At 59.5% G+C, this 20,094-nt stretch carries 17 protein-coding genes; 4 read left to right on the top strand and 13 right to left on the bottom strand.

The features are described from left to right. Positions 1 to 96: 96 nt before the first annotated feature. Genes HMPREF1153_RS03390 through HMPREF1153_RS03375 form a run of 4 tightly spaced genes read right to left on the bottom strand, consistent with a single transcriptional unit; the run spans position 97 to position 6,474 of the window. Positions 97 to 462 (bottom strand): VOC family protein, encoded by a 366-nt coding sequence (locus HMPREF1153_RS03390; RefSeq protein ID WP_009645522.1) that lies wholly within the window; start codon positions 460 to 462, stop codon positions 97 to 99. A 9-nt stretch (positions 463 to 471) separates the two neighbouring features. After that, positions 472 to 2,742: a DEAD/DEAH box helicase family protein gene (locus HMPREF1153_RS03385; RefSeq protein WP_009645531.1), complete on the bottom strand. Its 2,271-nt coding sequence runs from the start codon at positions 2,740 to 2,742 to the stop codon at positions 472 to 474. 35 nt (positions 2,743 to 2,777) lie between these two features. Then, entirely contained in the window at positions 2,778 to 4,193 is a 1,416-nt protein-coding gene (locus tag HMPREF1153_RS03380) for a hemolysin family protein (RefSeq protein WP_009645523.1), read from the bottom strand. Positions 4,194 to 4,239: 46 nt separating this feature from the next. Then, a complete protein-coding gene (locus tag HMPREF1153_RS03375; protein WP_009645530.1) occupies positions 4,240 to 6,474 on the bottom strand; it encodes a DNA topoisomerase 3 in 2,235 nt (744 codons plus the stop codon). A gap of 283 nt (positions 6,475 to 6,757) precedes the next feature. Between HMPREF1153_RS03375 and HMPREF1153_RS03370 the strand changes: the two genes are divergently transcribed. After that, positions 6,758 to 8,026 (top strand): diaminopimelate decarboxylase family protein, encoded by a 1,269-nt coding sequence (locus HMPREF1153_RS03370; protein WP_037369703.1) that lies wholly within the window; start codon positions 6,758 to 6,760, stop codon positions 8,024 to 8,026. A gap of 230 nt (positions 8,027 to 8,256) precedes the next feature. On the opposite strand, the gene HMPREF1153_RS03365 is transcribed toward HMPREF1153_RS03370, so the two are convergent. From HMPREF1153_RS03365 to HMPREF1153_RS03330, 9 genes are all read right to left on the bottom strand, one after another. Beyond that, positions 8,257 to 9,927 (bottom strand): glycosyltransferase family protein, encoded by a 1,671-nt coding sequence (locus HMPREF1153_RS03365; protein WP_009645525.1) that lies wholly within the window; start codon positions 9,925 to 9,927, stop codon positions 8,257 to 8,259. 10 nt (positions 9,928 to 9,937) lie between these two features. Then, on the bottom strand, positions 9,938 to 10,918 hold the full coding sequence (locus HMPREF1153_RS03360; protein ID WP_009645528.1) for a diaminopimelate dehydrogenase: 981 nt from the start codon (positions 10,916 to 10,918) through the stop codon (positions 9,938 to 9,940). A 20-nt stretch (positions 10,919 to 10,938) separates the two neighbouring features. Further along, entirely contained in the window at positions 10,939 to 11,898 is a 960-nt protein-coding gene (gene pfkA, locus HMPREF1153_RS03355) for a 6-phosphofructokinase (RefSeq protein ID WP_006192900.1), read from the bottom strand. Between the two features lie 29 nt (positions 11,899 to 11,927). Further along, the gene (locus HMPREF1153_RS03350; RefSeq protein ID WP_009645518.1) at positions 11,928 to 12,341 is read right to left on the bottom strand and encodes a PTS sugar transporter subunit IIA; all 414 of its coding nucleotides are present in this window, start codon (positions 12,339 to 12,341) and stop codon (positions 11,928 to 11,930) included. Positions 12,342 to 12,691: 350 nt separating this feature from the next. Beyond that, positions 12,692 to 12,982: a type II toxin-antitoxin system RelE/ParE family toxin gene (locus tag HMPREF1153_RS12260; protein ID WP_071530753.1), complete on the bottom strand. Its 291-nt coding sequence runs from the start codon at positions 12,980 to 12,982 to the stop codon at positions 12,692 to 12,694. Further along, positions 12,972 to 13,370 carry a type II toxin-antitoxin system prevent-host-death family antitoxin gene (locus tag HMPREF1153_RS12255; protein WP_232208179.1) on the bottom strand — a complete coding sequence of 133 codons (399 nt, stop codon included), beginning with the start codon at positions 13,368 to 13,370 and terminating at the stop codon, positions 12,972 to 12,974. Before HMPREF1153_RS12255 ends, HMPREF1153_RS12260 begins: the two co-directional genes overlap by 11 nt. A gap of 1 nt (position 13,371) precedes the next feature. Next, a complete protein-coding gene (gene bioA, locus HMPREF1153_RS03340) occupies positions 13,372 to 14,718 on the bottom strand; it encodes an adenosylmethionine--8-amino-7-oxononanoate transaminase (protein ID WP_009645521.1) in 1,347 nt (448 codons plus the stop codon). 30 nt (positions 14,719 to 14,748) lie between these two features. Next, positions 14,749 to 15,432: a dethiobiotin synthase gene (gene bioD / locus HMPREF1153_RS03335; RefSeq protein WP_009645524.1), complete on the bottom strand. Its 684-nt coding sequence runs from the start codon at positions 15,430 to 15,432 to the stop codon at positions 14,749 to 14,751. Between the two features lie 42 nt (positions 15,433 to 15,474). Further along, positions 15,475 to 16,011 carry a biotin transporter BioY gene (locus HMPREF1153_RS03330; protein WP_006192896.1) on the bottom strand — a complete coding sequence of 179 codons (537 nt, stop codon included), beginning with the start codon at positions 16,009 to 16,011 and terminating at the stop codon, positions 15,475 to 15,477. Between the two features lie 231 nt (positions 16,012 to 16,242). Between HMPREF1153_RS03330 and HMPREF1153_RS03325 the strand changes: the two genes are divergently transcribed. The 3 genes from HMPREF1153_RS03325 to HMPREF1153_RS03315 are packed head-to-tail and all read left to right on the top strand — an operon-like array spanning position 16,243 to position 20,061. Then, positions 16,243 to 17,019 (top strand): DeoR/GlpR family DNA-binding transcription regulator, encoded by a 777-nt coding sequence (locus HMPREF1153_RS03325; RefSeq protein ID WP_009645529.1) that lies wholly within the window; start codon positions 16,243 to 16,245, stop codon positions 17,017 to 17,019. Positions 17,020 to 17,053: 34 nt separating this feature from the next. After that, a complete protein-coding gene (locus tag HMPREF1153_RS03320) occupies positions 17,054 to 19,066 on the top strand; it encodes an LTA synthase family protein (protein WP_037369706.1) in 2,013 nt (670 codons plus the stop codon). Further along, positions 19,063 to 20,061, top strand: a complete 999-nt coding sequence (locus tag HMPREF1153_RS03315; protein WP_009645520.1) for a radical SAM protein — start codon at positions 19,063 to 19,065, stop codon at positions 20,059 to 20,061. The genes HMPREF1153_RS03320 and HMPREF1153_RS03315 overlap by 4 nt, the downstream gene beginning before the upstream one ends. Positions 20,062 to 20,094: the final 33 nt, after the last annotated feature.

Raw genomic sequence — 20,094 nt, 5'->3', positions numbered from 1 at the left:
CCGCTTTCGTTCCCTTATGACTGTTCGTCTTATCTCTCATATTCTGCATCCTTGACGTGCCCCTTCCCCATACGCCAGTCCGCTCGAACTGCTCGATCACCATTTCGGCAAGACTTCAAGCCAATAGCCGTCGGGATCGTTGATGAAGTAGATTCCCATCGCCGCATTCTCGTAGCAGATGCAGCCCATCTCCTCGTGCAGTTTGTGCGCCGCCGCAAAGTCGTCGACGCCGAAGGCGAGGTGGAACTCGTTGTCGCCAAGATTGTACGGCGTCTCGCGATCCTTGAGCCACGTCAGCTCAAGCTCGTGCGGCGTCGATCCACCGTCGCCCAAGTAGACGAGCGTGAAATCGGGCATTTCCACGCGGCTCACTTCCTTGAGACCGAGCGCCTTCTCATAGAAGGCGAGCGAACGCGCGAGGTCACGCACGTTGATGTTGTTATGCAAAAACTTGAATTTCATAAACTTCCCTCACTTCTTCATATCGAAGAATGCAAAATTCTTGCAGTAGTCCATGACGAGAAACCTCTCCTTGTCCTTTCCCTCACCGTTCAAGTCGGCGCAGAAGCGCATGCCCCTGCCGAGCATTTGACTGAACTTGCTCAGCGAATGCACCTTGCGGAAGAAGACGAGATTCACGACAGAAGGAATGTCAAAGCCCGTGTCCAAGACATCGACGGAAACAGCGATCGTCAGCTGCTCATCGGACAGCGAAAAAGCCTGCACCGCCGCGGCAAGATCGGGCGTACGGGCATCGAGCGCACGGATGAAGTCTGCGCCGTACTCGGGATGGAGCCGCTGGAAAATGAAGGCGATCGCCTTCGCCTGCAGACTGTTCTTCGCAAAGATGATCGTCTTGCCGAGCGTGCCGTCCGGCGTCTTGAGACCATGCTGCAAAAGATTTTCGAGCATCGCCTGGATCGTTTCCTCGCTGAAGAGCCAGTTGTTCACGGCCGGCACGTCGAAATCCTTGCTCACGATCGCGCCCGTATCGGAATACTCCATCTCCGCGATCGTTCGCTGCTCCTCTGTGAGATCAGCATAGCGAAGGTGCGGTTCCATGATGCCCTCGGGCGCTTCATCACGCAGCGTGAAGTCGACGAGCCATCCATCGCGCAGCGCCTCTGTCAAACTGTAGGCAAAGGTCGGCTTGCCCGGTGTAAGACCGTAGAAGCTGTAGACCTCCGCTTCACCCGGAGCTGTCGGCGGAAGCGACGAGAAGCCCAAGAGAATCGCATCAAAATAGTTGAGGATAACAAGATGGTCGTCGTAGATGCTCGGGTGCGATTCGTCGATGATGACGAGATCGAAGTGCGCCGGATCGTAGAGGCGCGCTCCCGTTTCTGTCCGACTCTCGTTCACGGCGTCCATCATGATGGTCGCCGTCGCGAAAACGATGTCCGCCTGCGCCTCTTCACGTACATCGCCGAGGAGGTCGACGAGCTTCGCGTCGGGCAGCAGCATGCGAAATTTCTCGTAAGCCTGATGCACAAGTTCCTCGCGGTCAGCAAGGTAGAGCACCTTGCCGACGGCTTTCTGGTGGAGCAGCGCTTCAATGGCGCCCGCCGCCATGCGCGTCTTCCCTGTGCCCGGCGGTGTGGAAACGAGAAGCCGACGCACGCCATGATGCACGTCCTCGCATATACGCCAGACGGCTTCCTGCTGATAGGGACGGTTCACAATGTCTTCAGCAAGGTCTGGATGTCCGTCCGGATCGTATAGGCGGCGGAAGTGCAGACGCCGCTCCAAACCGGCGCGCGAAAAGCATCCATGAATCGGACGCAATGTGCCGCTCGCCTCATCCAGATAGCAATATCCTCCCTCGCGCAGGAGAAAAATATAGGGACGCTCGCCGTACTTCTGTTCCATGAGCGTCGCCCATTCCTTCGCCTGAGCGACGCCGTCTTCTGCGGAATGCTCCGCCGCCTTGACCGCCATGACGGCCAGCGGTTTCTTCTCGGCATCGGTGAAGAGGAGGTCGACTGTCGGCGTCTTTTTTCCCGCGCCCTCGATCTGCGCGTTCATGAAGAAGTCCTCACCCAAAGTCCATCCCGCCTGCGCACTATCCACCAGGATGTAGCGGCCGCGCGTCTCGGCGAAAAGGTCGGCAGGCACCTTGACGACGCTGCCGTTCCTGTTTTTTTCCCGCAGGGCGGCAAACTTCTCCGAAGCCTCGCGGTTCTTCTTGCGCCGCGGCAAAAGGGCGCCGCCTTCGAACGGCTCCTTGTAGAGTTCCAGGAGTTTCAGAGGATTCGCATTGCATTCCTTGCCGCCCGTCGGCAAAAGGCCCTCATCGAAAGGAGTCGGCGAAAAACCTTCCTCGTAGCACGCCGCCAACCATGAAAGGGCTGCGTGCAGTCCGCGCAGCGCGAGCAAGGCCTCCTCGCGTGAGACGTCCATGCCACGATAAGCAACGACATTGCCGAGATGCAGGATGTAATGCACGAGATAATTCATTCCAGCCGGACGGAGTTTCTTGAGCGTCGGCTCATGAATGAGACGAGCGATCGCCTCGCGATACGGCAGCGCGAGTCCCGCATCGTGCGTGAACATCCAGCGCACCGCCAGCTTGACTGCACGCTCCGACAAGATCACACACTCCGGGTATGACGTGCCGAAGCGCCGCTCCGCCTCCATCGCCGTCTTCGCGATCGCCTTGTAATCCTTTCGCGCCATCAAGAAATCAAAATTTGATGCCATGTCCTCACCGTTCTTTCCCTGATCGGGCTGCTGCGCAAGCATCTCCTGCGCCAGCCCCGGCTTCTCTCACGAGAATCTCAATTCACGTGGGCGCCCTTTCCATCCCTGCGGCGCCCGCTCATATATCTTATGCCGTCGGTCTTGCGCGACTGCGTGAGATCGACGATCTCGTCATGCTCCTTCTGCGGCTCTCGCCCAAGGCGGCAGAGGACGCGCGTGATGCGCACGCCCTCCGTTTCCTCGACAAAGAACTGTGCATCGCCGAATGCCGCCTTCTGTCCGATGCGCGGTGGATTGTCGACGTGCGCCGAAAGCCAGCCGCCCACGCTGTCGATCTCCTCCTCGTCGATCGCGACCTCCAGGATGTCCTCAAGTTCCTCCAAAAGCATCTTGGCGTCGACAGAGTAAAGGCACGCACCCTTCTTTTCCACCAGCGGGCGATCCGTATCGAACTCGTCCTGAATATCTCCGACGATTTCCTCGATGACGTCCTCGATCGTGACCATGCCCGCCGTGCCGCCATACTCATCGACGACAATGGCGAGCTGCGAGCGCTCCTGCTGCATCGTCTGCAAAAGGCGGCTGACGGCCATGGCCTCGGGCACGACGAGCGCATGGCGCGCGAGCTTCCGAAGATCGGGCGCTTCTTTCTTGTAAAGCGTTTGTAAAAAGTCCTTGATATGCAAAAAGCCGATGACGTTGTCCTTGCCCCCGTCGCAGATTGGATAGCGCGTGAGCCTCTCCTCCATCGCCATCTCAATGCTCTCTTCCAAAGAGTCCTCAAGATCGAGGCAGACCATGTCCGTGCGCGGAATCATGATCTCGCGCACGGAGAGATCGGCGAAGTCAAAGACGTTGTCGACAAATTCCAATTCCGTCTTATCAATGAAGCCTTGGCGATGACTCTCCTCCATGAGGACTCGGATCTCCTCTTCCGTATGCGCCACATCCTCCTCTTTCGTCACGACGGAGAAGCCCATGCGTTCCTCCGCCCAGTTCGCGACGTGATTCAGCAGCCAGACGAAAGGATACATGATGCGCTGGAAGACGAGGAGCGGCAAGGCGACCGTGAGCGCGACACTCTCGACCTTGCGGATCGCAACATTCTTCGGAATCAGCTCGCCGCCCACGATGTGCAGCGAGGTGATGAGGAAAAACGCGATGGCGAAGGAGACGGTTTCAACCGCGCTCTCGGGCACGCCGAACCACGAAAATGCCGGATGCAGCAAGGAAGCGACAACAGGCTCACCGAGCCAGCCCAAGCCCAGGGAAACGATGGTGATGCCAAGCTGCGTGACGGAAAGCGCCACGTCAAGGCGATCAGCCAGCTTCTTCGCATACGATGCGCGGCGGTTGCCCTCGGCGATGAGCACGTCGAGCCGGGAACTGCGCATCTTGACGATGGAAAACTCCGCCGCAACGAAGAACGCATTGCCGAAGACGAGCAGAAAGACGACAAGAATTTTCAAAGACAATAAAAAAGGATCTTCCAAGAACTCTCCCCCATCAAAATGCACTGATATATCTTACTTTAAACATTTATTCTACAATCGCTTTTGCTTTTCCTGCTCCCTTTTTGCTGTCCAAAGGGGAATTCATCATCTCTTGTGCGGACAGCAGCGGCGCATACTCGGCGAGGAACGCCGCCATCTCCTCCTCCGAAAGCGCAGGTGCACCAAAACTGCGGGCAGGGCGCACATCTTTCTGACCTGCGCGAGACGGTGCAGACCTCGCCGACGTTGCCCGCAGTGCACGCGAGTCGAGATCGGGCTTTCCCTCCTTGTCGTCGCAGCTCATGCGGCAGCGCGGGTAGTTCGAGCAGCCCCAGAAGTCGCCGTTTTTGCCGCTGCGCTTCACGAGGACGCCGTTTTTGCAGCGTGGGCACGGATGCTCGCCCCCGCGCTCGATCTTCGCGTCGAGCGCCTTCGCCACAAGGCGGCGCGTGAAGGCGACCTGCGCCGACAGGAACTCTTCGAGCGTGCCCTCGCCGTCTGCCATCGAGTGCAGCTTGTCCTCCCAAAGCGCCGTGGCGTCGGGATAGACGAGATCGTCGGGCAGGGCATCGACGAGGAGGTAAGCCGTATCAGTCGGATAGAGCAGCTTCTTCTTGCCCTTCGCCGAAAGGAAGCGCCGCTTGATGAGATCGTCGATGATCGCCGCACGCGTCGCCTCCGTGCCGATGCCGTAGACGTCCTTGAGGCGTTTCTTCGCCTCGGGGTCGAGCACGTACTTGTGGATCTCCTTCATGCCCTGCAGAAGCGTCGCCGGCGTGAAGCGCGGCGGCGGCTTCGTCGCACGCTTCTTGAGCGCGCCGCTCAAGTACGTCACGGCATCGCCCTTCTTCAAGGGCGGCAGGACGCCGCCTTCTTCTTCCTCGCCATCTGCATCGCCCGCATCAGCTTCTTCGCCCGCGCCCTTCTTCGCCGTGCGGTAAATGGCACGCCAGCCCGTCTGAATCTCGCGCCGCCCATTCACAGCGAACACCTCGCCGTGATAGTCGAGAGCCACACGCGTCTTTTCGTAGACATGCTCGGGATAGAATTGCGCGATGAACGCCTGCGCGATCAGGCGGTAGATGTTCGCTTCCGTCTCCGTGAGCGTCCCGAGCCGCGCACGCACGCGCGTCGGAATGATCGCATGGTGCGCCGTCACCTTCTTGTCGTTCCATGCGCGGCTCTTGATCTTCGCGTCCGCGCCGCCCGCCCAATGCGACAGAGCCACATCGTCGCCATCCCTGAGATGCGCGAGGATCGCGGACGCATCCTTTCGCTGGTTCAGCGGCAGATATTCCGAGTCCGAGCGCGGGTATGTCGTGAGCTTCTTCTCGTAGAGCTTCTGCGCCGTATCGAGCACGAGCTGCGGTTCGTAGCCGTACTTCCTGCCCGCGAGCACCTGAAGCGACGAAAGCGAAAACGGCAGCCGCTGCCCCTCCGTCTTCTTCGCGCGATGCAGCTCCGTCACGCGCCCGTCTGCAGGCGGCTCGGCGAAACCCGCAAGGCGCGCCTGTGCCGCCGCCTCGTCGACGAGCCTTCCCTCGCGGTCAAGCCCCGGCTCCTCCTCGCGTGGCTTCCAGACGGCTGTGAAATCCCCGTCTGCATGGCGGAACTTCGCGCGAATCTCGAAGTAATCGACGGGCTTGAAGCCATCGATCTCGCGCTCGCGGCGCACGACGAGCGCCAAGGTCGGCGTCTTGACCCTGCCCACGGGCAGGACGAGCTTCTTGTGCCCCGCACGGCGTGCCGCGAGCGTATAGGCACGCGAAAGGTTCATGCCGATGAGCCAGTCGGCGCGGGCACGCGCCAGCGCCGACTGCTTGAGCGCGTAGAAGTCGCTGTTCTCGCGAAGATCCGCATTCGCCTCGCGAATGCTCTTCTCGTCGAGCGCGTTCAGAAGGATGCGCTTGACGGGCTTTTCGTTGCCGACGAAGTCGAGCACCTCGTCGATCAGAAGCTGCCCCTCGCGGTCAGGGTCGCCCGCATGGACGATCTCATCAGCACGCGCGATGAGATCCTTGACGATGCGGAACTGCCGCGCTGCCGACGAAGCGACGACAAGCTGCCACTCGGCGGGCACGATGGGCAGATCCTCCGTGCGCCAGAACTTGTACTTCTCGCTGTACTCCTCCGGCTCCTTCTGGCGCAGGATATGACCGAAGCCCCACGTCACCGCGCCTTCCGCCGTTTCCAGCCAGCCGTCGTGCGAGCGCACAGGGCCTTCGAGGCACTTGGCAATCTCGCGCCCCATGCTCGGTTTCTCTGCAATGTAGAGCCGCAAGACTTCTCCTCCTTTCCGCGCACAGCGATATTTTATGAAAGTCCAAGAAGCCAAGCCGAAGGCACAGGCTGATTGGGTAACTTTCCTTAAGGGCGGCGCACTTTTGTCCACCAAGCGGACGTTTGTGCGTGCAGTTTCTCATGCAAATCAAATATTTTCTTCTATTATACCACAAATCGCCTTCATTGACAGCCCTGCGCTGCATTGTTATAATGGCGAAAGAATCAGCGCCGCCGCACAGGCGGCTTTTCACTCCATCAGAAACATTTTGGGAGGCATCCTTATGACAGAAAAAGTTTTCCCCATAAGCCGCGAGAGGCTTGAGGAAATCATCGAACAATATCCGACGCCCTTTCACATCTACGACGAAAAGGCCATTCGCGAGAACTTCCGCCGCTTCAAGCGAGCCTTCTCGTGGGCGCCGAACTTCACCGAGCACTTCGCCGTCAAGGCAGCGCCAAATCCGCGCCTCCTGCAGATTCTGCACGAAGAGGGCGCGGGCACGGACTGCAGCTCCATCGCCGAGCTGCTCCTCTCCGAGGCCGCCGGCGTCAAAGGCGAAGAGATCATGCTGACCTCGAACGACACGCCCGCCGAGGAATTCCAGAAGGCGCGCGAACTCGGCGCCATCATCAACCTCGACGACATCAGCCACATCGACTATCTCGAAAAGTGCGCGGGCTTCCCCGACTGCCTCTCCTTCCGCTACAATCCCGGCCCGCTCATCGAAGGCAACGACATCATCGGCAAGCCGACCGAGGCGAAATACGGCCTTACGCATCACCAGATCTTCGACGCCTACAAGATCGCACGCGAAAAGGGCGTCCGTCGCTTCGGCCTGCACACCATGGTCATATCGAGCGAACTTAGGAATGAAGCCTTCCTCTTCACGGCGGAACTCATGTTCAACCTCGCCGTAGAAATCAAGAAGCGCCTCGGCATCTCGCTCGAATTCGTCAATCTCGGCGGCGGCTTCGGCATTCCCTATCGCCCCGAAGAAGAAGCCATCGACGTCGAGCGCATCGGAAGCGGCATCGAAGCGCTCTACAAGAAGATCATCGAGCCGGCGGGACTCGCAGGCCTCGCCATCAAGGCAGAATCCGGCCGCTACATCACCGGCCCCTACGGCTGGCTCGTCACGACGGCGCTGCATGAAAAAAAGACGTACAAGGACTACATTGGACTCGACGCCTGCATGGCGAACCTCATGCGCCCCGCACTCTACGGCGCGTATCACCACATCACCGTCGTCGGCAAGGAAGACGCCTTCTGCGATCACATCTACGACGTCACAGGATCGCTCTGCGAAAACAACGACAAATTCGCCATCGACCGCAAACTGCCCAAGATCGACATCGGCGACCGCATCGTCATCCACGACACCGGCGCCCACGGCCACGCCATGGGCTTCAACTACAACGGCAAGCTCAGAAGCGCGGAGCTGCTCTTAAGAGAAGACGGCAGCGTCGAACTCATCCGCCGCGCCGAAACTCTCGATGACTACTTCGCCACCCTTGACATCCCCGGCGGTTTGATGAAGCCGCACGCTTGACAGGAACTTGCGAAAAATCTATGTCCACCCGCCTTACATGAAAGAGCCAATCGGTCTGCATCCTTCGTACTTGACCTCTTGGACTTTCATTGTAAAGCGTCACGCGCATCACCTCCTCGCATGGAGGAGAACTGACTGTCGCCAGTCACTGGGGCGATTATAGCATGTGAACCGCGTAAGCATAGAAGAAGGGCGCCGTCCGTCGACGGCGCCCTTCTTGTTGTACTCCTTCATGCCCCGAACTGCCGCTTCCATACGTCAAGACGCGTGCGCAGCTGCTCGTCGAGCGCTGCCTTCTGCGCGGCGAGCGAGCGGTAGAATTGCACGCGTTCCTCGTAATGCGCCGAAAGCAAGCGATTCTCCTTGACATAGTCATACGCGGCCGCTGCGATGCGGCGGCGCAGTGCTCGATCTTCGATGAGTCGGGCGAGCTTTTCCGAAAATTCTTCCCCGTTTCGGAAAATCATGCCCGTCCTGCCGTCTGCAACCGTATCGCCATAGACGACGGGCGAAGCGAGCGCGACGACGCCATTTCCCGCGCACTCCAGGAACTTGAGGTCGGATTTCCTGCGATGGAACGGCGTATCGTCGAGCGGCAGGAGCGCGATGTCCGCCGTGCGAAGTTCCCTTTCGTAAACCTCGTAAGGAACGACGCCGTCCGCATCGGCGTCCTCGGCAATCAGATCCTTGGCATTCGTCGCGAGGCGGGCGAAAAATGCCGCATCGGCAGTGACCTTGACGCGGACGCTTCCCGTATATCGGCGCAGAACCTCGTTCAGCGCGGGAAGGATCTTTGCAGCGTCCGCACTGCGGTTCAGTGCGCCAAAAAAGATGGTCACGGGCGCATGATCGTCGTAGATGCGCGGTTCAGGCAAACGCGCAAGCTGATTCTCCATGACGAATACATGCGGATTATACGGCCGCACATCCTCTGCCAAAGCCGCCGTCGAAACCTGCACCGCATGCGCTCCCGCAAAGAGCAGCGCCCGCTCCGCCTCGTCCATGCCAAAGACGCGCGGATCATCGTCCCATTCCGCGACGAGCAGATGCCCGGCCTCCAAAGAAAAGCGTGCCAGCTGTTCCCACGCCGCATTCCCCAGGCGAAGGCGCTGGCACAGCAGCACGGAGATCTCCCCCTGCGGCGCAGCAGCCAGCTCGATGTTGGATTCCTGCCGCGCGAAAAAGCCCGGCAAGGTCCGGCAAAAAGCGTCGGGATCAAGGACGCGGCATTTCGCGCTCGTCCTGCCGTCCTGCCCTAGGATCGTGCGCACGAGAAGACGCTCGGGCGGCGCCGCCGCATAGGCGTACACAACAAAGAAGCGACTCCGAAACCATGTATCGTCAAACTCCTCCGTCGCACAGCCAGCCAAGACGGCCGCCGCAGAAAAGAGCCGCCGCATCTCTTCCCCCGAAAAGAGGGCGTCGTCCTCCTCATCTTCCACGGGAAGGACGCGCCCTACAAAAAGCCCGGCCTTCGTCAGCTGCGCCACGGCTTCGCTCGCCGTCCAAGAGGCAGGGGGAAGATCCATGCCCCGCCAAAGCGAAAGCACACGCCGAAAGTATGCGGGATTTTCCACGAAGAATACGAGCGCTCCCTCGCTAGAAACATGCATGGCATGTTCTCTCAGCATTCTTTGGCTCTCCGAAGAGGACAGAAACCCGCTATGATATACGAGGCAGTCAACCTCGTCGCCCTCCTCAAAGGAAACGTCAGCCGCATTCGCCGTCACAACTTCGTCGAGATGCGCGCTCGCCTCTTGGGCAAGCACCGCATTCTTTTCTACGCCGATATAACGGCAAAATGGGGCGATCCTTTTAAAAGACCGCCCCATCTCGCCGCTGCCGCAGCCAAACTCCACAAGATTCTTCGCCCCGGGCGGCAGATATACGGAAAGATCCATCGCCCGTTCCTCAGAGCAACTTCGCCCGAAGCTCCTCTGCCGAAAGCGGCGAGAGGTAGGCGGGGGCGATGTCGAGGACGGTCTTGCAGCCCGCGACGCCCTCCTGCGCGAGGCGGTATGCCGCCCTCGCATACGCGAGGAGAACGCTCGTCGTGAACTCGGGGTTCGAGTCGAGCTTCAGGCTATACTCGATCGCGTGCTTGTGCTCGCCATGAAGCCCCGTCGCACCCGTGCGGATGACGAAGCCGCCGTGCGCAAGGCCGCTGTGGCTTGCCTTCAGCTCCTCTTCCGTGATGAAGTGCACGGTCGTATCGTAGTCGGCGAAGTAGTTCGGCATCTCCTTGATTTCCTTCTCGACCTTCGCTGCGTCCGCGCCCTCTTCGAGGACGACGAAGCATTCGCGCGTATGCTTCTCGCGCGTCGTAAGCTCGGGATTGTCGCCGCGCCGCACGGCGGCGAGCGCCTTGACGACGGGGATGGTGTACTGCTTCGCATCCTTCACGCCTGCGATGCGGCGGATGGCGTCGGAGTGCCCCTGGCTGACGCCGCGCCCCCAGAAAGTGTAATCCTTGCCGTTCGGCAGGACGGCATTCGCATAGACGCGCGCGAGCGAGAAGAGCCCGGGGTCCCAGCCGACGGAAATGACGGCGACATGATTCGTCGCCTTTGCCGCCTGATCTACGGCAGCGAAGTGCGCGGGAATCTTCGCATGAGTATCGAAGCTGTCGACGACATGGAAAAGCTTCGCATACTTCGGCGTCTGCCCAGGCAGATCCGTCGCGCTGCCCCCGCAGAGGATCAGCACGTCAACCTTGTCCTTCCATGCCTCGATGTCCTCAACGCGGAGGACGGGCACACCCTCCGTCTGGATCTTCACATCTTTCGGATCGCGTCGCGTAAAGACGGCGACAAGCTCCATGTCGCCGTTTTCGCGCACGGCGCACTCCACGCCGCGCCCGAGGTTTCCGTAGCCGAGAATGGCAATTTTCATATTTCTCTCTTCCTCCCAAATCAGGCGAGAACGCGTGCGAGGCGCACGATCTCGGGATCGAGCGTCTTGCGATTCGTCACGGCGTCGTGCAGGTTGATGCTCACGACCTTGCCCATGTCAAATCCGAAAACGATGTCGCTCGCGCCCGACATCAGGGCGAGAGCCGCACGCTCGCCGAGAAGCGACGCCTTCATGCGATCCTCGACCGTCGGTGCGCCGCCGCGCTGGATGTAGCCCAGGACGGATACGCGCGTATCGATCTTCGTCGTCTCGCCGATGAACTTGCCCATCTCGACGGCAGAGCCTGCCCCCTGCGCCACGACGATGATGCTGTACTTTTTGCCTGCCTCGTAAGCGTCCATGATTTCCGTGCAGATCTCATCGAGATCGTACTTGACCTCGGGCACGAGAACGTATTCAGCGCCGCCAGCGACGCCCGCCATCATCGCGAGCCAGCCCGACTTCTTGCCCATGACCTCGATGAGGATGATGCGCCGATGCGCCGACGCCGTGTCGCGCAGCTTGTTGATGGCCTCCAGAACCGTATTCGCCGCCGTGTCGGCGCCGATCGTGTAGTCCGTGCCCCAGACGTCGTTTTCAATCGTCGCCGGCAGACCGACGATCGGCATGCCATGACGCGAGAGATGCGCCGCGCCCGTAAGGCTGCCGTCGCCGCCGATGACGACGAGGCCTTCGATGCCATGCTCTTTGAGCTTTTCCATCGCCGCTTTGCGCCCCTCCTCCGTATGGAAGCGCTTGGAACGCCCCGTGCCGAGGAACGTGCCGCCGCGCTGAATGAGGTCGCTGACGCTGCGCGTCGAAAGCTCCTTGATGTCGCCGTCCAAAAGTCCCGTGTAGCCGCCGTAGACGCCGAAAATCCTTACGCCCTCGGAAATCGCCGTGCGCACGACGGCGCGCGCCGCCGCATTCATGCCCGGGCTGTCACCGCCCGAAGTCACAACACCAATCGTACTGATCATGTATCTCTCTCCTATCCTATTGTCTTTTCTCAGCTGTTGACTGCACTCGCGTGGAAGAGCCGGATGCCCTTCTGACCCACGCTCGCCGCCTTCTCCATCAGTGCACGGATGTCCGTCCCCTCATCCAGAGCCTGCGTGTTCGCCATGTCGACGAGCATCGGCATACTCACGCCCGTGACGATGCCGTACTGCTCGTTGTTGATGACGATGCGGCAGGCGGCATTGTATGGCGTGCCGCCGAAGATGTCGACGAGGAAGAGCACGCCGCCCGACGTATCGAGCTTTTCCAAGACGGCTTCGTACTTCGCCGTGATGTCTGCCGGCCCTTCGCCCGGCAGAAACGTGACCGCCGCCGTGTTCTGCACCTCGCCGAAGATCATCTCGACGGAAGAGAGCAGCTCTTCGGCCAGCCGGCCGTGCGTGCCAACGATGATTGCAAACATATCCATACCCCCCAGCTGAGCTTTTGCCCAAGCATCAAATCCAGTGCTTATCATTCTTATTATAGCAAATTTTTTCCTATATGTCCTGTAAAAAAGCCGCCTGCCCAACTTTAGGAATCATCTCTCCGCTTCAATCGTCCATTGGCTCCCGTGTCAACTTCTGAAACAAGATGCGAAGATAATTTCGCTTACCGTATAACACGCGGTCGACATAGACATCCTGCTCAAATATACGATAAACTTTCAGGACATATGTTCAGCCGCTACAGGAAACGGGCACAAACTGCTTTTACGCCCGTTTCCTGTAGCGGCTTCATCAAGGAGGCACACTGTACATATGTCCTCACGCCTTACAGAAGCCTAGCCAATCGGTCTGCGCCTTTGGCTTGACCTCTTGGGGCTTCATGGTAAAACACTATATAATTGCCGCAAACAAGAAAACGATACTCGCTTTCTACATCGATCACGGAAGAAAGCGCTGCGCCGAGTTGCGGGAAATCCTCCAGCTGATCCACGCGATCCAATATGCGATTTATCGTATTTTGTGCCGCTCGGGGATTGCACAATTCAGAAGAGATATAGTCCCAAATTTCATCCAGATCACCTTCGGCTTTCGGAGAATATTGGATATTATATTTCATTTATTTCCCTCTGAAAATGCGCCCTCACATCTGCAGACGTACGCCAGCCTCTTTCATCTCCAGATACTTTTCCCTGAGAAAGTTCTTTCATGAGCCTCAATGCCGCCTTCGTTTTTTCATAATCCTCCAAATCAACAATCGCATATCGACCGCGCCCATTCTTTGTAAGAAAAACTGGCGAACCGACAGCTACGTCACGAAGCACCTCGCCGTAATTTCTTAAATCAGAAATCGGTTTGATATTAGGCATAGCCGCCCCCTCCCTTCTTCTATCTCTAGCATACCTTCTTTTGTTGTAAAATTCAACCGTAAATTCGACAGCAAAAAGCCGCCTGTCGCATCTTCTGCGACGGCGGCTTTTCTTTCCAATATTTGCGGCAGATTTCACGCTACGCTTCCAATACCTCGTCCATCGCCTGTTTCATGCGGCAGATCGCGGTGTCGAGATCTTCCTTCTCGATGTTGAGCGGCGGGTTGAAGTAGAGTACGTCGCCTAGAGGGCGCAGCAGGAGTCCGCTGCGAAGCGCCGCCCGGTAGATGGCATAGCCGAGGCGGTGGCTCGCGTCGAACGGGCGCTTCTCCCGCTTGTCCTCGACGAGCTCTGCGGCATGGATCAGGCCGATATGACGGATCTCGCCGACATTTCGGTGCGCACCGAAGACTTCCTCCATGCGTGCGGTCAGCCAAAGAGCTGTCTCTTCCGCTTTCTCCAGGACGTTTTCCTCGTCGAGGATGTCGAGCACGGCGAGTGCCGCCGCGCAGCCGAGCGGATTGCCCGCGTAGGTGTGGCTGTGCATGAACGCCTTCCCTTCGCTCCAGTCCGCGTAGAAGGCGTCGTAGATCTTCTCTTTGACGACGGTGATGGACATCGGCATGTAGCCGCCCGTCAAGCCCTTGGAAAGGCACATGATGTCGGGCGTGATGCCCGCACGCTCCGTCGCGAATAGCCTGCCCGTCCGGCCGAAGCCCGTCGCGATCTCATCGGCAATGAGGAGCACGTCATGCTCGTCGCAGAGCGCACGCAGTTTCTTGAGATAAAGCTCCGGGTAGATTCGCATGCCCGCGCTGCCCTGCAGAAGCGGCTCGACGATCATCGCCGCACACTCTTCGGCATGCTCGGCGAACGCCTTTTCCGCATAGGAAAAACACTCGCAGGAACACGTCTCGCGCGTCTTTTGAAAAGGACATCGGTAGCAGTCGGGCGCTTCGACGTGGATGTTGTCCATCATCATGGGCTTGTACATCTCGGCGAAGAGATCCATCGAGCCGACGGAGAGCGCACCGATCGTCTCGCCGTGGTAGCCCTCGGAAAGGCATAGGAAGCGCGTCTTCTTCGTGCGTCCCGTCTGCTGGCAGTATTGAAACGCCATCTTGAGCGCCGCTTCGACGGCAGACGAGCCGTTGTCGTTGAAGTGGAACTTCGTGAGCCCTGCCGGCACGAGCGCAGCGAGGCGCTCCGCCAGCTCGATGGCAGGACGGTGCGAGAAGTTCGCGAAGATGACGTGCTCCAGGCGGTCGAGCTGTGCCTTGATGCGCGCATTGATCTTCTCGTTCGCGTGCCCCAAGAGGTTCGCCCACCATGAGCTGACGATGTCGAGATAAGCTTTGCCGTGCACATCGTAGAGCCATGCGCCCTTCGCATGGTCGATGACCATGGGAGCAAGCTCCTCGTAGTCCTTCATCTGGGCGCACGGATGCCAGATATGGCGAAGGTCGCGTTCTTCAATCGTTGGCATGAAATCCTCTCCCTCTATGATTTCGGATGTTCAGTCGTACAGTGCGGCGAGCGCCGCCGCCGCGAGCGGCAATTCCTCTGCCCCCTTCGCGACGCACGCGACGACGGGCGCACCCGTCATCTCCTCGACCATCTTCTTATTGTCCTCCTGCATGACGTCTCCCGCCTGCCAGTTGTTGAAGATGAATCCCTTCAGGGGAATGGCCCGCATCTTCAAGTGCTCGGCGGTCAGGACAGCGGCGTTGATCGTGCCGAGTCCCGCATCGGCAACGACGAGAGCCGAAAGGCCGAGGCGCACGGCGAGGTCGTCGAGCACGACGTGTTCATGCTCGTCCCAGCGCAAAGGGCAGATGATGCCGCCGCTGCCCTCGACCGTCAGATAGTCGAAGCGCTCCTTCGCCGCGCGAAAATCATGCTCGACCTTGCCGAAGTCGATCGGACGGTTTTCGATTCTCGCGGCGAGATGCGGCGATACGGCATCCCGATAGATATAAGAAACGATTGCCTCGTCTTCTGCCAGAGCCGCCGTGCGTGCGACATGAAGCGCATCGCCGGGCAGGAGCGAGCCGTCCGCGCTCGTCTCAGCGCCCGACAGCGCCGCCTTGTAGTAGCCCGCGCGAAGTCCCGCCTCCTTCAGGCGCTTGACGATGAGTCCCGTCACATACGTCTTGCCGATGTCCGTTCCCGTTCCCGTGATGAACAATGCTTTTCCCATGAAAATTTTCTCCTTTGCAAAGGCAGCATCGAGCGATGCATCTCAGAGCCAAAGTCCCGCCTTGCGGCAGCGAATGCCGATGAATGCGGCGGCGAGGCACAGCAAAAAGTCCGGCACGACCTGCAAAATGCCGCAGTACCAGAGCGCGAGCCACAGCGTGATGGGCGCGTCGACGATGTAGTTCGACGCGATGTAGAAGTAGGAAATGCCGAACAGATAGACGACCGCCATGCCCGCGAGGCACGCGCCGAGCACGCGCCCGAAGGTCGGCTCGCCGCCGCGCACGAGCGCCCCCGTGAGATACGCCTGACAGATGAAGCCGACGAGATAGCCGAACGTCGGCTGCAGAACGTAGCTCGGCCCGCCGCCCGACGCAAAGACGGGGATGCCGACGAGCCCCATGAGCACATAGACGCCGACCGCCACAGCCCCGAGCCGCGCCCCGAGCAGGACGCCCGCCAAGAGCGTGAAGAGGAACTGCAGCGTGTAGACATCCGTGCCGACGGGGATGCGGATAAAGGCTCCGACGGCAACGAGCGCGATGAAGAGCGCACAGAGAACGATTTCTCTCACTTTCATGAAATTTGACTCCTCCCTTTGGGAAGCGCTGAATCCGCCAGCGCCCCTTCATATCTATCGTTCCATAAATCTTCCTTATCATACGCCCTTGTACGATTATTGTCAACTTAACATTTTTGAAAAGTTTACCTTGATGCGCTGACATAAAGAAAATTTAGGGCTTGAAAAACTTTTTCCTTTCGGGTAAAATTGGAAAAAATACGATAAACCAATAGCAACGGAGGCGAGAATATGTTTCTTGTAGAACGCCATGATGCCATCCTTGACATCCTTGCACGCGACGGCAAGGTGCGCGTCAAGGATCTCAGTGACCGTTTTCATGTGACGGAGGACTGCATACGCAAGGACCTCGGTGCGCTCGAAAAACAAGGGAGGCTCAAGCGCACTTACGGCGGCGCCGTCATCCGACGCGAGAATCCCCACACCATCGAGGTCAGCAAGCACCGCAACATCGACGTCGAGGCCAAGCGCCGCATCGCGCGCGCCGCCATGCATCTCATCCATGAGCATGACATGGTCTTCCTCGACATCTCGACGAGCAACCTCGCAATCGCCGAGCTTCTCGTGCACGACGAGCGTGAGCTGACCGTCGTCACGAACATGATCGACATCCTCGCCATCCTCGCCCAGAACCCGAAGATCCGCGTCGTCTTCGTCGGCGGCGTCATCAACAAGAGCCGCGACGGCTTCTGGGGCGGCATGACGCTTGACCTCATCTCGCGCCTGAAGCCCGACATCGCCTTCGTCGGCGCCGTCGGCGTCGACGTCAAGGAAAACAGCGTATCGACCTACGACATCGAGGACGGCATCAACAAGGCGGCGATCATCCGCGTCTCCAAGCGCGCCTACGTCGTCGCCGAAGCGAGAAAGCTCAGCTCGGACGGCAACTACAACTATGTGACGCTCGACACGCTCTCGGGGCTCATCACCGACTCGCGCCCCGCCGCCGATATATGCCAGGCGGCAGAGGACTACGGCGTGGACATCATCCTGCCGCAAATCGACTGAAAAAGGAAGGACTCCCTGTTCCATGCAAAACTCCATGCAAAACGCATCTTTTTTGCGCCTGCCTTCTTGGCAGGCGTTCTCTTCCGTTGCCGCAAAAGGACTCAAGGTGTTTCTTTTCTACCTTGCAGTCCTTTCTTTCTGCCGCGCCTTCTTCATCTTCTGGATGCACGACTACATGGCGGCGGCGACGAGCAGCGCGGACATCGCGCTCGCACTCTGGCGCGGCATGCGCCTGAGCTTTCAGACAGCGGGGGTGCTTGCGCTCTTCTCCCTCGTGCCCGCCGCGCTCGCACGTCTTCTTCATGCACCGCTTGAAAACCTCGCATGGCGCGTGACGAGCGCCCTTTCCCTCACGGTGCTCTCCATCCTCTACGCCGCGAGCTTCCCCTACTACCGCCAATATCACACGGGCTTTCATCAACTCATCTTCAACACGGTGAACGAGGACGTCTATGCGCTCTTCATCTCGCTCGTGCAGGAATTCTACCTGCCCGTGCGGCTCGCGGGCGCACTCCTGCTCGCCTTCTTGCTCTATCGTGCGCTGTGCCTTCTGCTCGCGTGCGATTTTTCCGCTCTCTCCGAGCGGCTGCTTCCCTGGCGGTCTCTTCGCCGCGCCCTCTTCCTCCTGATTCTCGCACTCGTCGCCCTATTGAGCGCCTTCGGCGGCAGCCTGCGTTGGCAGGACACCGTCAACTGGGAGAATGCCGGCGTCACGAACGACGCCTTCCTGAACGAAGCCATCCTCGACAATTTCCAGGCGCTCTATCGCGCCTATGTGCTGAACAGCCGCTTCCTCGCGTGCAACGGTCTCGATTTCACCGTCGAGGAGATCGAGCGCCTCGCCGCGCTCCACGCAGGCCGTCCTGCCGATACGCGCGACCTCGACGTCTACCTCACGCGTGAAGCCGAAGGTGCACAGATCGAAAAGCCGCGCCACATCTTCCTCATCATCTCCGAAAGCTACGCCAACTGGCCGCTCTTGGAAAAGTATGCGAGCCTGCACATCGCCGACCCCACGAAAGAACTGCTGGGCGCAGCTGATACCGTTTACTGTGATACCTTTCTGCCGAACGGTTCGAGCACGGTGTCCGCTGTCACGGGCGTTGTCACGGGATTCGCCGACGCCAACCTCTACCTCACGACGATGCCCGAATCTTTCGCTGCGCCCTATCCGACCGCCATCGCGCCCACCTTCGCCCTCCTTGGCTACCACACGGATTTCTGGTATGCAGGTCCTGCGACATGGGAGCGCATCGAGCCGTTCTGCCGTGCGCAGGGATTCGAGCAATTCTACAGCCGCGGCGACTTCTCCTCCGACGAGGGAAGCGTCTGGGGCGTCGACGACGAAGTCCTCTACGGGGAAGTTCTCTCCCGCATCGATCCCGAACAGCCCGGGCTTCATGTGCTCCTCAACGTCTCGAACCATTCTCCGTACACGGTCGACCTCGCCGCCAAGGGTTTTCCCGCAGAAGCGGTGCGTGCCGCGCTCCCCAAGGAGGCGCAGGGAGATGACGCCCTCCTCAAAGAACTCGGCCACTACTGGTACGCGACGCAGGAGCTCGCCGCCTTCCTCCGCGCGGCGAAGGAAAAATTCCCCGAAGCTCTCTTCGTCATCGTCGGCGACCATGCCGACCGCTACAATATCGAGAAGACGCCGTCGCTCTACGAGCGCTACGCCATCCCCTTCATCCTCACGGGGCACGGCGTAAAGAAGGGTCTGCTCGACCCGGAAGCTGCGGGCAGTCAGATCGACATCGCGCCGACACTCATCGAACTGATTGCGCCTCGGGGCTTTCGCTACGAAGCCGTAGGAAGAAGCCTCACGCGCGGCAACCGGCAGGGCGTCAACTACGGCTTTTGGATCACGCACAGCGCCATCGGCAGGACAGATACCGTTCCGCTCGTCACCGAACCGATCAAAGACCGCCCGGCCGCTCTCGACGAAGAGGCGATGCAAGACTACATCAACGCCGTACGCGCCCTTTCATGGTGGCGGCCGAAGTATGGTCCCATGCTCGACGAGGCGAAGCTTGAAGGTCGCGAATGATGGCGGCGGAACGCGAAAGGGAAGGCGCCGCCGACACGCAAAAAAGCCGTGCAGCAAAGAGCCGCACGGCAAAAATCATAGAGAAAACTCTCGCACCGCTCGCCGCCTGCCGCCTCTGTCCGCGCGGCTGCGGCGCGAACCGCCTGCACGATGCGCACGGCTTCTGCGGCGCTGGCCGATACGCGCGCGTCGGCCTCGTATCGCTTCATGCGTGGGAAGAGCCTTGCCTGGCTGGCGAAAAGGGCGCAGGAACGGTATTTTTCTCGGGCTGCAACATGCGCTGCGCCTTCTGCCAAAACTACGAGATCAGCCGCGAAAATTTCGGCATCGCCGTCACGGAAGAACGCCTTGCCGACATCTTCCTCGAACAAGAAGAGCGCGGCGCGACAACACTCGACCTCGTGACGCCGACACACTTCGCCCCCCAGATCGCCGCCGCGCTTCACCTCGCCAAGGCGCAGGGACTTCCCATACCCGTCGTTTACAACTCCTCCGCTTATGAGACCGTTGATACCATTAAAAGCCTGGCGGGACTCGTCGACATCTTCCTGCCCGACCTCAAATACATGGCGGAAGAGGCGGCTCTTCGCTACAGCACAGCCCCCGACTACTTCAAGACGGCGAGCGCCGCCATACGATGTATGCGCGAGATCGCGGGCCGTCCCATCTTCGATGATACCAATCGTATGCAGCGCGGCGTCCTCGTGCGCCACCTCGTTCTGCCGGGACGGCGCAAGGAAAGCATGAAGATCCTCGACTGGCTCTGGCAGAACTTCTCTGATACCATTTACATCAGCCTCATGAACCAATACACGCCTATAGGCGACCTCTCAAAAGTCCCCGAACTCAACCGCCGCCTCACGACCTTTGAATACGAAAGCGTCGTCGACCACGCACGCAGTCTCGGCATCGAAAACTGCTACATCCAGCAAGGCGGCACCGTCTCCACCTCCTTCGTGCCGCACTTCGACGGACGAGGGGTGGAAAAACACTGAACTACACGCACAAACGTCCACTTTGTGGACATT

The organism is Selenomonas sp. CM52 (assembly GCF_000292955.1).
Lineage (GTDB): Bacteria > Bacillota > Negativicutes > Selenomonadales > Selenomonadaceae > Selenomonas.
Note: the sequence above shows the minus strand (reverse complement) of the source record. Positions and strands in the feature narration are given on the sequence as shown.

Excerpts from the sequence above, each read along its gene's own strand:
- HMPREF1153_RS03390 (WP_009645522.1), bottom strand. The coding sequence starts at position 462 with ATGAAATTCAAGTTTTTGCATAACAACATCAACGTGCGTGACCTCGCG.
- HMPREF1153_RS03385 (WP_009645531.1), bottom strand. The coding sequence starts at position 2,742 with ATGCTTGCGCAGCAGCCCGATCAGGGAAAGAACGGTGAGGACATGGCA.
- HMPREF1153_RS03370 (WP_037369703.1), top strand. The coding sequence starts at position 6,758 with ATGACAGAAAAAGTTTTCCCCATAAGCCGCGAGAGGCTTGAGGAAATC.
- HMPREF1153_RS03365 (WP_009645525.1), bottom strand. The coding sequence starts at position 9,927 with ATGGATCTTTCCGTATATCTGCCGCCCGGGGCGAAGAATCTTGTGGAG.
- HMPREF1153_RS03360 (WP_009645528.1), bottom strand. The coding sequence starts at position 10,918 with ATGAAAATTGCCATTCTCGGCTACGGAAACCTCGGGCGCGGCGTGGAG.
- pfkA (WP_006192900.1), bottom strand. The coding sequence starts at position 11,898 with ATGATCAGTACGATTGGTGTTGTGACTTCGGGCGGTGACAGCCCGGGC.
- HMPREF1153_RS03350 (WP_009645518.1), bottom strand. The coding sequence starts at position 12,341 with ATGTTTGCAATCATCGTTGGCACGCACGGCCGGCTGGCCGAAGAGCTG.
- HMPREF1153_RS12260 (WP_071530753.1), bottom strand. The coding sequence starts at position 12,982 with ATGAAATATAATATCCAATATTCTCCGAAAGCCGAAGGTGATCTGGAT.
- bioA (WP_009645521.1), bottom strand. The coding sequence starts at position 14,718 with ATGCCAACGATTGAAGAACGCGACCTTCGCCATATCTGGCATCCGTGC.
- bioD (WP_009645524.1), bottom strand. The coding sequence starts at position 15,432 with ATGGGAAAAGCATTGTTCATCACGGGAACGGGAACGGACATCGGCAAG.
- HMPREF1153_RS03330 (WP_006192896.1), bottom strand. The coding sequence starts at position 16,011 with ATGAAAGTGAGAGAAATCGTTCTCTGTGCGCTCTTCATCGCGCTCGTT.
- HMPREF1153_RS03325 (WP_009645529.1), top strand. The coding sequence starts at position 16,243 with ATGTTTCTTGTAGAACGCCATGATGCCATCCTTGACATCCTTGCACGC.
- HMPREF1153_RS03320 (WP_037369706.1), top strand. The coding sequence starts at position 17,054 with ATGCAAAACGCATCTTTTTTGCGCCTGCCTTCTTGGCAGGCGTTCTCT.
- HMPREF1153_RS03315 (WP_009645520.1), top strand. The coding sequence starts at position 19,063 with ATGATGGCGGCGGAACGCGAAAGGGAAGGCGCCGCCGACACGCAAAAA.